15 protein-coding genes are annotated in these 14,623 nt (G+C 69.5%); 2 read left to right on the top strand and 13 right to left on the bottom strand.

Going from position 1 to position 14,623, the window contains the following annotated elements:
* Positions 1 to 4: 4 nt before the first annotated feature.
* The 10 genes from ACWGIC_RS23015 to ACWGIC_RS22970 all read right to left on the bottom strand — a co-directional run bounded on the left by ACWGIC_RS23015 (position 5) and on the right by ACWGIC_RS22970 (position 7,248).
* On the bottom strand, positions 5 to 1,369 hold the full coding sequence (locus tag ACWGIC_RS23015) for a hypothetical protein (protein WP_452077999.1): 1,365 nt from the start codon (positions 1,367 to 1,369) through the stop codon (positions 5 to 7).
* A 45-nt stretch (positions 1,370 to 1,414) separates the two neighbouring features.
* A complete protein-coding gene (locus ACWGIC_RS23010) occupies positions 1,415 to 2,023 on the bottom strand; it encodes a DUF3558 domain-containing protein (protein WP_452077998.1) in 609 nt (202 codons plus the stop codon).
* 7 nt (positions 2,024 to 2,030) lie between these two features.
* Positions 2,031 to 2,393: a hypothetical protein gene (locus ACWGIC_RS23005; protein WP_452077997.1), complete on the bottom strand. Its 363-nt coding sequence runs from the start codon at positions 2,391 to 2,393 to the stop codon at positions 2,031 to 2,033.
* A 194-nt stretch (positions 2,394 to 2,587) separates the two neighbouring features.
* The gene (gene rplI / locus ACWGIC_RS23000) at positions 2,588 to 3,052 is read right to left on the bottom strand and encodes a 50S ribosomal protein L9 (protein WP_344282598.1); all 465 of its coding nucleotides are present in this window, start codon (positions 3,050 to 3,052) and stop codon (positions 2,588 to 2,590) included.
* 14 nt (positions 3,053 to 3,066) lie between these two features.
* Positions 3,067 to 3,315 (bottom strand): 30S ribosomal protein S18, encoded by a 249-nt coding sequence (rpsR, locus tag ACWGIC_RS22995; protein ID WP_009085242.1) that lies wholly within the window; start codon positions 3,313 to 3,315, stop codon positions 3,067 to 3,069.
* 34 nt (positions 3,316 to 3,349) lie between these two features.
* Positions 3,350 to 3,877 carry a single-stranded DNA-binding protein gene (locus ACWGIC_RS22990; protein WP_009085240.1) on the bottom strand — a complete coding sequence of 176 codons (528 nt, stop codon included), beginning with the start codon at positions 3,875 to 3,877 and terminating at the stop codon, positions 3,350 to 3,352.
* A gap of 30 nt (positions 3,878 to 3,907) precedes the next feature.
* A complete protein-coding gene (gene rpsF, locus ACWGIC_RS22985; protein ID WP_116206072.1) occupies positions 3,908 to 4,231 on the bottom strand; it encodes a 30S ribosomal protein S6 in 324 nt (107 codons plus the stop codon).
* Between the two features lie 102 nt (positions 4,232 to 4,333).
* Positions 4,334 to 5,254 (bottom strand): hypothetical protein, encoded by a 921-nt coding sequence (locus tag ACWGIC_RS22980; protein ID WP_452077996.1) that lies wholly within the window; start codon positions 5,252 to 5,254, stop codon positions 4,334 to 4,336.
* A 79-nt stretch (positions 5,255 to 5,333) separates the two neighbouring features.
* Positions 5,334 to 6,245, bottom strand: a complete 912-nt coding sequence (locus tag ACWGIC_RS22975; RefSeq protein WP_452077995.1) for a hypothetical protein — start codon at positions 6,243 to 6,245, stop codon at positions 5,334 to 5,336.
* Positions 6,246 to 6,411: 166 nt separating this feature from the next.
* Positions 6,412 to 7,248: a hypothetical protein gene (locus ACWGIC_RS22970; RefSeq protein ID WP_452077994.1), complete on the bottom strand. Its 837-nt coding sequence runs from the start codon at positions 7,246 to 7,248 to the stop codon at positions 6,412 to 6,414.
* A 103-nt stretch (positions 7,249 to 7,351) separates the two neighbouring features.
* Here ACWGIC_RS22970 and ACWGIC_RS22965 point away from each other — a divergent pair, with 103 nt between their 5' ends.
* Positions 7,352 to 8,125, top strand: coding sequence for a deoxyribonuclease IV (locus tag ACWGIC_RS22965; protein ID WP_452077993.1), 774 nt, complete (start codon positions 7,352 to 7,354; stop codon positions 8,123 to 8,125).
* A 55-nt stretch (positions 8,126 to 8,180) separates the two neighbouring features.
* On the opposite strand, the gene ACWGIC_RS22960 is transcribed toward ACWGIC_RS22965, so the two are convergent.
* Together ACWGIC_RS22960 and ACWGIC_RS22955 are read right to left on the bottom strand one after the other, a co-directional pair.
* Positions 8,181 to 9,752 carry a glycosyltransferase family 87 protein gene (locus tag ACWGIC_RS22960; RefSeq protein ID WP_452077992.1) on the bottom strand — a complete coding sequence of 524 codons (1,572 nt, stop codon included), beginning with the start codon at positions 9,750 to 9,752 and terminating at the stop codon, positions 8,181 to 8,183.
* A gap of 37 nt (positions 9,753 to 9,789) precedes the next feature.
* Positions 9,790 to 10,857, bottom strand: a complete 1,068-nt coding sequence (locus ACWGIC_RS22955; RefSeq protein WP_452077991.1) for an ROK family transcriptional regulator — start codon at positions 10,855 to 10,857, stop codon at positions 9,790 to 9,792.
* Between the two features lie 57 nt (positions 10,858 to 10,914).
* Here ACWGIC_RS22955 and ACWGIC_RS22950 point away from each other — a divergent pair, with 57 nt between their 5' ends.
* Positions 10,915 to 11,973 (top strand): Gfo/Idh/MocA family oxidoreductase, encoded by a 1,059-nt coding sequence (locus ACWGIC_RS22950; RefSeq protein ID WP_452077990.1) that lies wholly within the window; start codon positions 10,915 to 10,917, stop codon positions 11,971 to 11,973.
* A gap of 65 nt (positions 11,974 to 12,038) precedes the next feature.
* Here the strand turns inward: ACWGIC_RS22950 and ACWGIC_RS22945 are convergent, their stop codons facing one another.
* On the bottom strand, positions 12,039 to 14,579 hold the full coding sequence (locus tag ACWGIC_RS22945) for a transglycosylase domain-containing protein (RefSeq protein ID WP_452077989.1): 2,541 nt from the start codon (positions 14,577 to 14,579) through the stop codon (positions 12,039 to 12,041).
* Positions 14,580 to 14,623 lie beyond the last annotated feature (44 nt).

Raw genomic sequence — 14,623 nt, 5'->3', positions numbered from 1 at the left:
GGCCTCATTCACCGATAACCGGCGGGACGGTCAGCTGATCGGAGCCGAAGAGTTCGTTGGCGTCCTCTTCCACCAGGTACTTCGTCTGGTGCTCCTCGTCCTCCTGGCCCTTGCCGCCCTTGCCTCCGGCACCCATGCCGCCCATTCCGGCCGCACCGGCTTTGCCCGCTCCGCCCATGCCGCGACCGGCTCCGGCCATGCCGCCCGCTCCGGCACCGCCGGCCAGGCCGCCCGCGGCCGCACCGGAACCGGTGCCGCCGGGACCGAAGCCCGCGCCGGCGCCGAACGCGCCGGGACCGAAGGCCGCGCCAGCGCCGGAACCCGCGCCGCCGCCACCGCCGCCGCCCGGACCGAAGTGGCCGGCGCCGCCGCCGGGACCGAACGTGCTCGGGTTGAACTTGCTCGGGTCGGTCGGAGGCGTCCAGCCCGACGTCGTCACGCCGTCGTTCGCGCCGGGGTAGTGGCCGGTCGGGTCCGTGATGCCGTGCCCGGGACCGCCCGGCCCGGTCGGGACCGTGGTGTGCGGCGGGGTGTTGGGCGGCATGTTCGGGTTGAACTTGGGCGTGTCCACCTTCGGCGGGGTGAAGCCGCCGCCTCCGCCGCCGGGACCGCCGCCGAAGTTGCCGCCCGTGCCGCCAGGCCCGCCGCCGAAGTCGCCGGGACCGCCGCCAGGGTTGGAGATGTTGTTCCCCTGCCAGGCGCTGTACTGCGGCAGCTGGCTCGCGTTCTGCCCGCTGGCGTTGAAGTAGTTGGTGTAGGCCTGGACGTTCGCCTTGCCGGTTTCGTTGTACTGGTTGATCTCGTCGTCTTTGTCGCTCAGCGGGTTGATCCCGTCGAGGAACCCGGCGTGCGGCGGATCCTTGGCGATCTCCTGGACCTTGCCCTTGACCGTGGAGAAGCAGTCGACCTGGGTGTTCAGGTACGTGTGGCTCTTGCCGAGGTTGTTGACCGAGTCCTGCAGCCAGACGCCGAGCGGGTGCGCGCCCGCCTGCGCCGCGGTGGCGCCGCCGCCCTGCCAGGCGGCGTCCATCTTCTTGTTCAGGTTGTCGATCTCGGTGATCCGGTCGCTGTGCACCGTCTTGAGATTGTTGGCCGAATGGACGCCGTTCTGCAGCGACGAGCTGTCGCCGACGTGGATCTTCTCCCAGATCGTGCGCGCGTCGATCGACCGGCCGCCGAGGTCCGCCTGGGCGAGCTCCGCGTCCGGACCTCCGCTGAACAGGCCGACGAGGCTGCCGACCGCGGCACCTGCGACAGCGCCGACCGCCGTGCCGACGACCGGCACGACCGAACCGACCGCTGCGCCGGCGACGGCACCGCCCGCCGCGTACTTCAGTTCCTTGCCTACGGTGTTGGCGTCATTCCCCATGATGAGCCACTCCTTCTTCTGAGCCGGGCGCCGGCTGACGGGTGGTCATGCCGCCTTCAGGTGTTTGATCAGTGCGCCCGCGAACTTCTGCGCGAGACCGCAGGGGTTGCTCTTGTTAGGACCGACACCGATCGACGGGATCACTGCGACCGCGAGCTGATCGGTCACCCCGAGCCACAACGTGCAAGTGCCGGAAGGCCGACCGTCCTGGGTATCGGCATAGACGCCCGGATAGCCATCGACAGATACCGGTTGGAAGTACGCCTGCCGGGCCTTCTGGTCGTAGATGTCGCTGATGCCGTGCGGGGTCTGAGACGCCGACAGCCGCAGCCCGATGGAGTTCTGGCCTTCGTCGGCCGACCTCCAGTCGCAGCCGGGGACCTGCCCAGTCGCCTTCTCGCCGGGCGCGACCAGGCCGAAATCGGTCGCTTCGGCGTTGGTGAGGACCTTGCACGGGTTGTCGCCCAGCAAGTCCTGGGTCGGCAGCGGGGCCGGGACCTTCGGACCGGATCCGCTGCCCCCGGCTGTCGAACTGGCAGCGGCGGACGAAGGCGGGGCGTCCCCTCCTCCGGTTTTTCCTCCTCCGCTGCACGCGGTCAAGAGACCGAGAGCGGCGACGGCAGCGGCGGCGATCCGGATGGTGCGGTGCGGCATGAGCAGCTCAGACCTTCGTCTTGCTTGCGGCGTCGCGTGCTTCCTGCTCGGCGACGGTGATTTTGTTTTTGGCGGCCTTCAACGCGGTGATGAAGTTGGTGACATAGTCGACCATGCGCTGGTGCTGCTCCAGCAGGGTCTGTCCGGAAGGGTTCGCGCCTTTGGCGATGAAGTCGTTGCTGGCGAACTCGTCGGCCGGGCGCTTGACATCGGCGATGAACCGGGCATCGGAGAGGTCCTTGTTCAGGTTCACCCGCAGGTCTTCCCACTGCTTGATAACCGAGTCGACCTCGTCCTCGCTGAATTTGTACCCGCCTGCGGATCCGTATCCGCCGACCATGATCGGCGCGGGCGGTGGTACGTCGGACACGCGGTGACCCCCTTTGGCACAGTTCTCGCTCCCCAAGCGGCGAGATCAGCATGTTGGATGGTAACGCACGCGAGTTGGTTCCCGCTTCGCCTTCAGTTGTTTCGAGACCGGGTCCGAGCTGCGGGAAGTCCGCCGAAACGAAACCGCCCCCGGGAGAAAGTCCCGGGGGCGGTTCGCGGAAAAAGACGCGAGCGTCAGTTCGCGGCCGTGGCCTTGACCTCGAGCCGGAGGTCCACCTTCACGTTCGGGTGCAGGCGGGCGTTGACCGAGTGCTTGCCGACCGTCTTGATGTGGTCGCGCAGGTCGAGGACGCGCTTGTCGAGCAGCGGGCCGCCCTGCGCCTTGATCGCGTCGACGATCTCGCCGGCGGTGATCGAGCCGAACAGCTTCTTCGAGCCGGCTGCGGCCTTGCCGGTCAGCTGGATCGCGCCGAGGCCCTCGAGCGTCGCCTTGATCTCCTTGGCGTGGTCGAGGTCGCGGATGCGGCGGGATTCCTGCGCGCGCTGGATCGTGCGCACGTTCTTCTCCGCGCCCTTGCTGGCCACGATGGCGTAGCCGCGCGGCAGCAGGTAGTTGCGGGCGTAGCCGTCCTTGACCTCGACGATGTCGCCGGGGCCGCCGAGGTTCGCCACGTCGGTGGTGAGAATGATCTTCGCCATGACTAGTGCTCCCCTCAGCGCGCGGTGGACGTGTAGGGCAGCAGCGCCATCTCGCGCGAGTTCTTCACCGCGATGGCGATGTCGCGCTGGTGCTGGCTGCAGTTGCCGGTAACGCGACGGGCACGGATCTTGCCGCGGTCGGAAATGTACTTCCGCAGCAGGTTGGTGTCCTTGTAGTCGATCGTTTCCGGGCGGCCCTTCTTCTCGGCCTTGCAGAACACGCAGACCTTCTTCTTGGGCTTGCGAATGGGTGGCTTGGCCACTGGAGTACTCCTGGAATTCTAGAAAGAGATGAGATCAGAACGGGGGTTCGTCGGAGAAGCCTCCGCCGCCACCGCCCGCGGGCGGGGCCGAGCCCCACGGGTCGTCGGCGGGCGCGCTGTTGCCGCCGCCGCCGCGATTGCCGCCGCCTCCGTTGAAGCCGCCTCCGCCGCCGAAGTCACCACCGCCGCCGCCACCGCGGCTGACCTTGTTGACCTTCGCCGTCGCGTAGCGAAGCGAGGGGCCGATCTCGTCGACCTCGAGCTCGACGACGGTGCGCTTCTCGCCTTCCTTGGTCTCGAACGACCGCTGCTTCAGCCGCCCCTGCACCACCACGCGGGCGCCCCGCGTGAGCGACTCGGCGACGTTTTCCGCCGCCTGTCGCCAGATGTTGCAGCGCAGGAACAGCGCCTCGCCGTCCTTCCACTCGCCGCTCTGGCGGTCGAGCGTGCGTGGGGTGGACGCGACGGTGAAGTTCGCGACCGCCGCACCGGACGGGGTGAAGCGCAGTTCCGGGTCGGACGTGAGGTTCCCGACCACGGTGATGACGGTGTCTCCAGCCACGGATGGCGTCCCTTCGGAATCGGGCTCGGATCAGGCCTTGGCGGGCGCGGGCTTGGCCGCGGCCTTGACCTCGCGGCGCATGACCTTGGTGCGCAGCACGGTTTCCTGCAGCGACAGCTGGCGGTCCAGTTCCTTGACGGCGTCGGCCGTCGAGTTCAGGTCCAGCAGCGCGTAGATGCCCTCGGCGTTCTTCTTGATCTCGTACGCCAAGCGACGGCGGCCCCAGACGTCGACCTTCTCGACGCTTCCGCCCGAAGTGCGGATCACGTTGAGGAAGTTGTCCAGCGTGGGCGCGACCGTACGCTCGTCGAGCGTGGGGTCCAGGATGACCATTACCTCGTAATGGCGTGACATAACCACTCACCTCCTATGGTCTCGCGGCCACGGCGGATTCCGTGACAGGAGGGTTTGTCCAGGTAAGCGTACCCGGCGGGTCCGGCAGTCCCGTCCGGCGGGTCAGCTGACGCGGCGCAGCACCCAGGTGCGGACGAGCCCGGCGGTGACCCCGGCCAGCACGATCACCGCGAGCAGCATCGGCAGCTGGACGTCCGAGGCTCCGCCCTGGCTCGCCAGCGCTTCGGCGTTGCCCGCGTTGCGGATGTCCGGGCCCTGCTGGCCCTGCGGGTCCTGTCCGGCCGACGGCTGCTGCGGCAGTGCGCCGGAACCGGGCAGCGTGCCGTAGCGCGCGCCGGGCGCGATCGCGGTGCCCAGCGCGCCCGGGGTGCCCGCGGTCGCGGTCGGGATGTTGCCGTAGTCGCGCGGCGGCGCGATTCCGGTCGAGCCCGGCTGGTAGTTGCCGAGCGGGTTGCCGCCGCCGTTCTGCGCGGGCGCGTTCCCGTTCGGCTGGGTGCCGCTGTTCGACGGGGAGCTGGAGGACGACGGCGCCTGGTAGTTGTTCGCCACCGTGGTGAGCCCGCACGCGGACGCGACCCCGCTGCGGATCCCGTTCAGCACCTTGGTCTTGGTGTCCGGCAGCACGCCGAGTCCCCACTCGTTCTTCAGCGCGTTCGAGACGACCTGGCCGATCGCGTCCCCGCCGATCGTGCCGCCCGCGGAGTTCGGGATCGCGCCGACCTGCAGGTTGCCCTTGTTCGCGATGGCGTTCGCCAGCGAGTCCGGCCAGACGGTGGCCAAGCTCCAGAACGTCACCTGGTCTCTGGCCGACTGGCGGACGATCTCCTTGACCGCCGAGCCGGGCACGGCGACCGCGTCGCCCATGCCGCCGGTGACCGAGCCCTTGCACTGGTTCGCGAGCGTGGTCGCCGCGGACGCGGTGCCGGTGCCCAGGAACGTGCCGCCGGTGAAGAGGGCGGCGAGAGCGGTGACGGTGAGTGCTCGACGGGTTCGCTTCCAGGTGGGGATTTTCCGCACGAGCACTATCCTCCGGGGTCCGTGGGCATGGTTCGTCGCATCAGGAACAACGAGTGGACTCCGGCAAAGATACTGGTGAGTTGGCCTAATTCGTAGCGGCCATTCGGCGGAGCACCCAGGTGCGGACCAGGCCCGCGCTGACTCCGGAGAGTGCCAAAACTGCCACCAGAACCGGCCAGTCCAACCCGTTCGTGTGGTTGCCGCCGGTGCCCGGCAATGCTTCGGCGTTGCCCGCGTTCTGGATCGTGCGGTCGCCGCCGGTCGAGCCGTCCGGGTTGGAGATGCCGTATTGCGGCGCGTAACCCGGGATCTGGCTGCCGTATCGCAGCGAAGGCGACGGGCTGAACAATCCGGCCATCGCCATCGGGATGCCGCTGTAATCGCGCATCGGCGCGTAGCCGGTGCTGTAGCCGTACGACAAATTGCCGAAGTTCGGCAGGAACGCCGAGAACGGCGCGGCCCCGCCGCCGGTTCCGCCGAAATCGCCGAGGACCGGGCTGGTCGAGCCCGGCATCTGAGCCTGCTGCCCGGGCGAGCCGCCCTGCTGCGGGCTGCCGCCGTTGCTGCCGGACGGCGGTTGCTGCGGGTTGGGACCTGGGTTCTGCTTGCCCGGCTGCTGGCTGCCGGTGAAAGCCTGGCCGGCCGCCGCGACACCCTGCTGAAGCGTGTTCGTGGTGCCCGCGACCGCGCCGTTGACCGCGCTCGCGGCGGGCGCGCCGACCACCGGGACCGGCGCGACGACGGTGTTGACCACGTTCACCGTGACCTTGCAGACCGTGCCGAGGATCGCGTTGATGGTGCCGGTGAGCACGCCGGAGACCTGGCCGACGATGCCGAGGTCGATCGGGATGCCGAGCAGTGGAGTGGTCGCCTGGACGTGGTCGCCGGGTTTGGCGGTGATGGTGGAACCGCAGGTCGCGGTCAGCGTGCTCGCCGACGCGGTGCCTGGCGCGGCGAGTGCGGCGGAGCCGGCCAGGACGAAAGCGGCGGCGCCCACTGCGGTGGCCCTCCGTGCCCGGTGCTGCTGCATGGCCGTCGACCCTTTCGCCGAGTCCGCTGTACCTGCCTTGCTGAGGACAACGACGGTAACGAAGACGAGTAACGCCCGCCTCCCCTCCGAGGTCAGGCATTCGGGTGGAAGCGGGCGCTACTCAGGGTGAGAGTCAGGCGGGTTTGCGGCGCAGCCACGTGCGCACCAGCGCGGCGGCCACCATCGCGAGCGCCAGCACCGCGATCAGCAGCGGCAGCCGGGCGGGCGGGTTGGCCGCGGGCAGCGCCTCGGCGGTGCCGGACCGCTTCGCGTCGACCGTCGGCACCTGGTCCTGCGGCAGCTGGCCGGGCACGACCGTCGTGACGATCGGGGCCTGCACGAAGGTCGCCGGGAGCATCGCGGCTCCGGTGAAGATGCCGGACACCGCGTCGAGGCCGGACGGTCCGGACAGTCCGCCGCCGGAGATCACCGGGCCGAGCGAGTCACCGCCGGGGACGGGCTGGCCAGGACCGCCGGGACCGGGGGCCGGGGACGGCGGATTGGGCTTCGGCGGTCCCGGGTTGGGCCCCGGCGGTCCAGGCGGCGTCGGGACGAGCGGCGGTACTCCGCCAATCAGTCCCTGGGTCGCGTTGCCGACGCCGTTCGCCGTCGCCTGCAGCATCGGGCAAGTGTCCTTCGCGGCCGTTTCGCCCACCACCGGGACCTCGCCGACCCCCAGCGTGCGGGCGACATCGCCGACCGGGACGGTGAGCAGCGTGTGGTTGCCGTCGGACTGCTTCGCCTTGGAATCGAGGCCGACGGTCAGCCGGTTCGGCGCGTTGAGCGGAGCGCCCGCGTCGAGCGCGAGGCCGGTGCCGTTCTTGCCGTTCTGCAGCGTGGATTCGCAATCGCCGCTCACGGTCGGGTTCGGATCCGCGGACGCGGTGGCGGGAAAGGCCAGTGCTGCCGACAGCAGAGGCGCGGCGAGCGCGACTCCGAGCGCGACCGTCCGTCCAGCGCGTTTCCGCATGTCTTTCCTCCCCCGAGTGGATCACGGAACGCGCTCACGGTACTCCACGAGAGTCACCAACTGGGCCGGAAGGGGGAGATTCGCCCGGTAGTAGCGTCAAGGCATGCAGATTGGCGCCCATGTCCGCGACGACGATCCGCTGGCCGCCGTCGCCGAGCGAGAAGCCGACGTCGTCCAGTTCTTCCTCTCCGACCCACAGGGATGGAAGGCACCTAAGCCGCACCCGCACGGCGAGGAGATCAAAGCCTCCCCGGTCGAGGTGTTCATCCACGCGCCGTACCTGATCAACGTCGCGTCCAAGAACAACCGGATCCGCATCCCGTCCCGCAAGAACGTCACCCAGCACGCCGACGGGGCCGCCGCGATCGGCGCGAAGGGCCTGATCGTGCACGGCGGGCACGTCGGCGCGGGCGACGACGTCGAGGAGGGCTTGCTCAACTGGCGCAAGCTTTTCGAGCGCGAAGCGGAGAAGGGCGGCTTCGCGGTGCCGATCCTGATCGAGAACACCGCGGGCGGCGACAACGCGATGACTCGCGAACTCGACGTGATCGCCCGGCTGTGGGACAAGGTCGGCGAGTTCGGCGCGGGCTTCTGCCTCGACACCTGCCACGCCTACGCGGCGGGCTGGGATCTGGAGACCGCGGTGGAGAAGATCAAGGCCATCACCGGCCGGATCGACCTGGTGCACTGCAACAACTCCCGCGACGAGCACGGCTCCAACCGCGACCGGCACGCTTCGGTGGTCGACGGCGACGGCACGATCGAACCGGAACTGCTCGCCGAGGTCGTGCGCCAGGCAGGCGCGCCGGTGGTCGTCGAGACGCCGGGCGAAGGCCAGGCCGCCGACATCGCGTACCTGCGCAAACAACTCGTCTGAAGTCCGTGAAGGGCTCCTTGAGGGAATCAGATTCCCGTAAGGAGCCCTTCACGGATCACGAGACCGGCTGCTGAGCGTCGGCGCGGGCGCGGAGGAAGGGCGCGAAGGTGACCTTGTCGCGGGCCCGCTCCAGCACGCCGCCCGCCGGATCGTCGTCCCCGGAGAGCCGGACCAGATCGGTGCGCGGACGGTAGATCTCGCGGATCACCAGCACGCACAGCCCGATCACGGCGAGGTCGCGGATGACTACCCCGCCGAGGAACCAGCCCGCCGGCAGTCCTTTGTGGTCGACGCCGAGGTAGTAGAACATCCGCGGCGCCCACACCGCCGCGTCGATGACCATCCAGCCCAGCAGCAGCCGCCAGCGCGGGATCGCCAGCACGGCCAGCGGGACGAGCCACAGCGAGTACTGCGGGCTCCACACCTTGTTCGTCAGCAGGAACGCCGCCACCACAAGGAAAGCCAGCTGCCCGAACCTCGGCCGCCTCGGCGCGGTGAGCGCGACGTACGCGATTCCCGCGCAGCAGATCAGGAACAGCACCGTCACCACGAGGTTCAGCACGGTCGGCGTCTGTCCTTTTTGGAGCACGCCGTCGAAACCCGCCCAGCCGGTGGCGTAGGAGACCACGTTGTAGAGCGAATCCGGGTCCATCGGGCGCAAGGTGTTGAGCCGGAAGAACTCCCACCAGCCGCGCGGCGCGGCCACGATGAACGGGACGTTCACCACCAGCCAGGCCAGCACGGTGAACACTGCGGTCCGGCTCCACGCGCGCAGTTTCCCGGCGCGCAGGCACAACAGGAACAGCACTCCGAGCAGCAGCAGCGGATACAGCTTGGTCGCGACGCCGAGTCCGAACAGGACTCCGGCGACCTCCGGGCGTTTTCGCGACCACGCCAGTATCCCGGCGGCGGTGGCCGCGGTGGCGAGCGCGTCGAAGTTCGTAAAGGTATGGACCAGTACCAGCGGAGAGACGGCGACGAGCACCGCGTCCCACGGCCGGCGTTTCGTCGTCCGCCCCGTGGCCCACACGGTGACCAGCCAGGCGAGCGCGAGCCAGAACGCGGAGATGTTGAAGTAGATCGCCACCGGCAGCGCGCCGGGCAGCCAGCCCGCGTTCGCGACCGAGGTCCAGCCCGCCGCGAGTTTCGCGTTGATCCACTGGAACAGGCCGGTGACCACCGGGTACTCCATGTACCGGGTCTGGTTCTCCGCGGTCTGCGAATCCTCCTGCCACGACGTGACATAGGGGAAGGTGCGCGAATCGTCGAGCTTCTCCGAGCTGTAGAGCGGGACGATGTCGGAGTAGCACATGGCGACGAACGGACGGCCGGACCGCCAGTCGAGCTGGTGCGTCCCGTTGGAATCGCTGTACTGCTGAATGCACGACGCCTTGCCGAACCAGCACAGCACCAGCGCGAGCACGGCCATCGCGAGCCCGACGCGCTGCGGCGACCAGAACCACTGCCTGCCTACCGCCGCGTGCGCACCGATCGGACCGCCGATGGGTCTCGTCGCCGCGGCCACCAGCGGGTCCTGCCTGCTGGGGGCGATCCGCTCCGCGGGGGTGAGCGTGCGGGGAGCCGAATCCGGCTCTTCGGCCGTGGCGGGTTCGGAGACGCGGGACACGTCGGGAGATGCTATCGGTCCGCAGGTGGGGCGCCGGTCATTTCGGATCTTCGTAAAACGCGGCAAGCACCTCGAAAGCGGCGCCGAGGGCCACCGCCTCCTCGTCGAGATCGCTCACTTCGACGTCGATGCGCTGCCAGTACGGCACCGGAAGCAGGTCGCGCAGCTGCTGCGAGACCGTTTCCCGGTAGACCTCGGGCGCGCCGCGGACGGTCCGTCCGAACAGGACGATCCGTTCGAGATCGAGCACCTGCACCAGGTCGGCGAGTCCGATGCCGAGCAGCCGGGCGGCGTCGTGCGGCGTGCCCGCGGCGCGGTGCATGACCTCGACGCAGCCGCGGCGTCCGCAGGCACAGCGCGGTCCGGCGTAGGCGATGGTGGTGTGGCCGAACTCACCCGCGTTGGTGCGCGGACCTCGGTAAACGCGTCCGTCGATCAGCAGGCCGACCCCGATTCCGGTGCCGACGAGCACGACGGCCGTCGCCGCCGCGGTCTCCTCCGGCCAGGCGTGCGCGAAGGCGGCGGAATTGGTGTTTTTGTCCAGCGTGACCGGCAAACCGGTGCGTTCGGCGAGCAGATCGCGCAGCGGGACGTCGTGCCAGCCGGGCATGTTCGTGGCGTCCCGGACGCGGCCGGCGTGGTGGTCGAGCGGCCCCACCGCGCCGACGCCGAGCCCGAGCACGCGCGCCGGATCGACGTCGGCGAGCAGTTTGCGCACCCCGTTGGCGATCGCGGTGACCGCGGCTTCCGGTGTGAAGCCGATCGGCAGCGGGCCTTCCGCGATCTCCTCGACCTCGCCGGTCAGTCCGGTGCGCAGCACGAGATAGCCGTCCCGGTCGAGCTGTGCGCCGAGTGCGCAGCGGGCTTCCGCGCGCAGCCGCAGCATCGTGCGCGGTTTGCCGACCCCGGCCGCGGGTGCGCGTTCGACGTCCAGCAGGCCTTCCGGCAGCAGGTCGGACACGATTTTCGACACGGCCTGCTGGGTCAGCCCGGACCGCTGCGCCAGTTCGACCCGGCTCAGCCCGCCCGCGCGCAGGATGTGCCCGAGCAGCAGCGCGCGGTTGTGGCGTCGCAGCCCGCGCAGATTGACGCCGGTTTCCGCCATCGGCCGATCATCGCGGACGGGTGGCCTATTACGCAACAGTGTTGTTTAATGGGGTTCATGGCTGAAGACGCGCGGGTCGGCATCCTCGGATACGGGATCGGCGGCCGGATCTTCCACGCGCCGCTGGTCGCGGCGACGCCCGGCCTGGTGCCGGCCGTGCTGGTGACCGCGAACCCGGACCGGGCCGCGCAGGCGCGCGCCGAACATCCCGACGCCGAGGTAGTCCCGGACGCGGACGCGCTTTTCGCCCGTGCGGGTGATCTCGACCTGGTCGTGGTGACCACGCCGAACCGTACGCACGTGCCGCTCGCCCTCCGCGCGATCGAGGCGGGGCTTCCAGTGGTTGTGGACAAGCCGTTCGCGCCGACCGCGGCCGAAGCGCAGCGGGTGGTCGACGCGGCGAAGGCCAAGGGCGTCGGGCTGACGGTCTTCCAGAACCGCCGCTGGGACTCGGATTTCCGCACCGTCGGCAAGGTGCTCGGCTCCGGCCGCCTCGGCAATGTGTTCCGCTTCGAATCCCGCTACGACCGCTGGGTGCCGAAGATCAAGGACAACTGGCGCGAGTTCGGCGACCCGGCCGAGGCCGGCGGTCTGCTCTACGACCTCGGTGCGCACATCGTCGACCAGGCGCTGCAGCTGTTCGGCCCGGTCACTCAGGTTTACGCTGAGGTCGACCGTCGTCGTCCCGGTGTCCAGGTGGACGACGACGTGTTCGTGGCCCTGCACCACGCGAACGGCGTGCGGTCGCACCTGTGGTCGTCAGCGCTCGCCGGCACTCGCAACCCGCGCTTCCGCGTGCTCGGCGACCAGGCGACGTTCACCAAATACGGCCTCGATGTCCAAGAGCCGCAAATCAAAGCCGGTCTCCGTCCCGGCGACGAGGGCTGGGGCGTGGAACCGGAAAGCGACGCCGGGCGGCTCGGAGTAAACGACCAGACCGAAGTGGTGCCGACCGAAACCGGTTGCTACGAAGCGTTTTACGCCCAGGTCCGGGACGCGCTGCGCGGCGAGGCGGACTTCCCGGTGGACCCGGCGAGCGCGGTCGAGACGTTGCGCGTGATCGAAGCCGCGCACCGCTCGGGAGCCGAAGGCCGCGTGATCACGCTCGGCGGCTGAGACCGCCCCTGAACGGCCGTGGCCGCGACGGCCTCCCCCCACCGTCGCGGCCACGGCCTTTTTCGCTATTCCTGCGGCGGATCCTCGCCGGTCGACGGGCCTCCGCTAGGCGGGTTGTGCGACGACGGCCTGCCCGTCGGCCAGTGCGGGAGCCCGCTCGGCCAATGCGGCTGACTCGGCCCGCCGGTGATCGGCCCGCCGTGGTTGTTCCCGTCGCCGTCCGGGTTGTCCGGCTCGTTGCCGTTGGTCTGCTGCGGCGGATGGTCGTCGCCCGCGTTCTGGTCCCCCTGCTGCTGCGGCGGGGCCTGCGCACCGATCAACTGCACCTGATCGAACTTCTCGGCGGGCTTGCCCTTGAGATAGCCGTCGAGGAACTTCTGCCACATCGGACCCGCGATCGTCGAACCGTAGATCGGCGACGTGCCCGAACCGTGCAGCGCCTGGTCGCCGTCCGCGCCGACCCACGCCGCGACCGAGACCGACGGCGTGTAGCCGACCATCCAGGTCTGTGCGTTCGCGTTCGCCGCCCACGCCGGTTCGCCCGGCCGCTTCGTGTGCTGCTGGGTACCGGTCTTGCCGGCGCATTCATGGCCGGACGGGCACTTCAGGTGCGAGAAGTCGATCACCGGACCCAGCGCCATGGTCACGTTGCCCGCGATCTGCTTGGCTTTGTCCGCGCTGCTGTCGAACACCGGCTTGCCCGCGCTCGGCTGCGCCTCGTAGGCGACCTCGTTCTGCGAGTTGGTCACCTTCTTCACGAAGTGCCGGTCGCGCTGGAGGCCGTTGGCGGCGAAGGTCGCGTACGCGCTGGCCATGTCCGCGGGCGTGATCCGGGTGTTTCCACCGCCGAGCGCGATGTTGGCGTCCGCGGTGGAGATCTCCGATTTGCCGCCGCTGTCCTTGGTCTTCACGCCCGCCTCCTGGGCGGCCTGTCCGACCGGGCCCGGATGCGTCTCGTTCAGCACCATGTCGTAGAACACCGTGTTCGCCGACCGTTTCATCGCCTCGGCGACCGTGCACTGCCCGGCGCAGCTGGAGCTGGGACCCGCGTTGCGCACGACGCGGCCGTCGAAGACCCGGTTGTTGCTTCCGTCGAAGGTCGAGTTGATTCCCTTGCCCATTTTGAGGAACGCGGTGAGGTCGAAGGCCTTCATCGACGAACCGGGGTTCTGCGGGGTGTTCGCCCAGTCGCGGGCGGCCTGCTTCTTCCCGTTCACGTCGACCAGCCCCGGCCCGCCGTAGTACGCGAGCACCCCGCCGGTCTTCGGATCGACCGCCACCAGCGAATCGAGCAGCCGGTCGTCCGACTGGTCCTTCAGCGCGTCGGTCGCCGCCTGGGTCGCGAGCTCCTGGGCGCGCTTGTCGATGGTGGTCTGGACCGTGTAGCCGCCGGCGAAGTACTTGTCGTCGTCGATGCCGTGCTGTCCCAGTTCGGCCTTCACCTGGTCGCGGATGAACCGGTACGGGGCGTTCGAGTCGTCCTTCGATTCCTCCAGCGGGATCACGGCCGGGAACTGCGCCGATTGCCGCTGCTGCGCGGTGATGTATTTGTTCTCGAGCATCCGGTCGAGCGCGGTGTTCCAGCGGCCCTGGGCCACCTTCGGGTTCTCCGAGCGGCCCGGCTGCTGGATCAGCCCGGCCAGCAGCGCGGCCTCCGAGTAGTCGAGCTTCGAGACGTCCTTGTGGAAGAAGGCCTGCGACGCCGCGCCGATGCCGTACGCCCCGCGCCCGAAGTAAATGATGTTCAGGTACGCGGTGATGATGTCCTGTTTCTCGTACGTCTGGTTCATCTTGAAGGACTTCGCCAGCTCGGTCCATTTACGGGTGAGCGTCGGGGCGTCGTTGTCGGTGGCCTTCTTGATGTACTGCTGCGAGATCGTGGACCCGCCGCCCGCCTTGCCGGTGAGCTGGTTGAACGCCGCGCGCAGCAGGCCGGTGACGTCGAAGCCGGAGTTGGTCTCGAACGTCGAGTCCTCGGTCGCGATCACCGCGTGTTTCACCACGTCCGGGATCTGCTGCGGGGTGAGGATCTGCCGGTTGCCGCCGGAGGGCACGTCCTTGCCCATCGGGCTGCCGTCGGCGTAGAGATAGGTGACGGCCTGGTTCTGGCCCTGCGCGACGCTCTGCGGCGAGGGCACGTCGACCATGAAATAGGTGATCACGAACGCGATCGCCGGGATGACGATGAAGACGCCGACGAACGCGTACGCACAGCGCCGGATGATCTTCCAGCGTCTCTTTTTGCGCTGCTGCGGCGTGCGGCCCTTCTTGTCCAGGTCTTCCGGCGGGTAGACCTCGTCCGGATCGAGCGGGCCCTCGTCCCGGTAACCGGCGTCGCGATAGCCCGGATCGCGGTAGTCGTCCTCGGCGATCCGGTGGGTCATCAGCTCCGGTTCGCGCTGCGGCGGCGGGACCGGGCGGCGGCCGGGAGGCGGCGGACGGCGGCCCGGCGGCGGAGACCCGGCCGGACCGGAGGGCCTGGCCGGCCCGGCGGCGGGACGCTGCGGGCCGCGGGCCCACGGCGGCGGCCCGGACTGGGCCGGAGGTGGTTGACGCCGCGGGTCGGGATCCCGGTCGGGCCAGGAGCGGTTGCGGTCGTCGTTCACTGCGGATCCTCTTCTCGGACGCGGGCAAGCTGCGGACGCAGGAG

The sequence above is a fragment of the Amycolatopsis sp. NPDC054798 genome, assembly GCF_053611505.1.
This window is presented reverse-complemented; position numbering and strand designations above follow the sequence as displayed.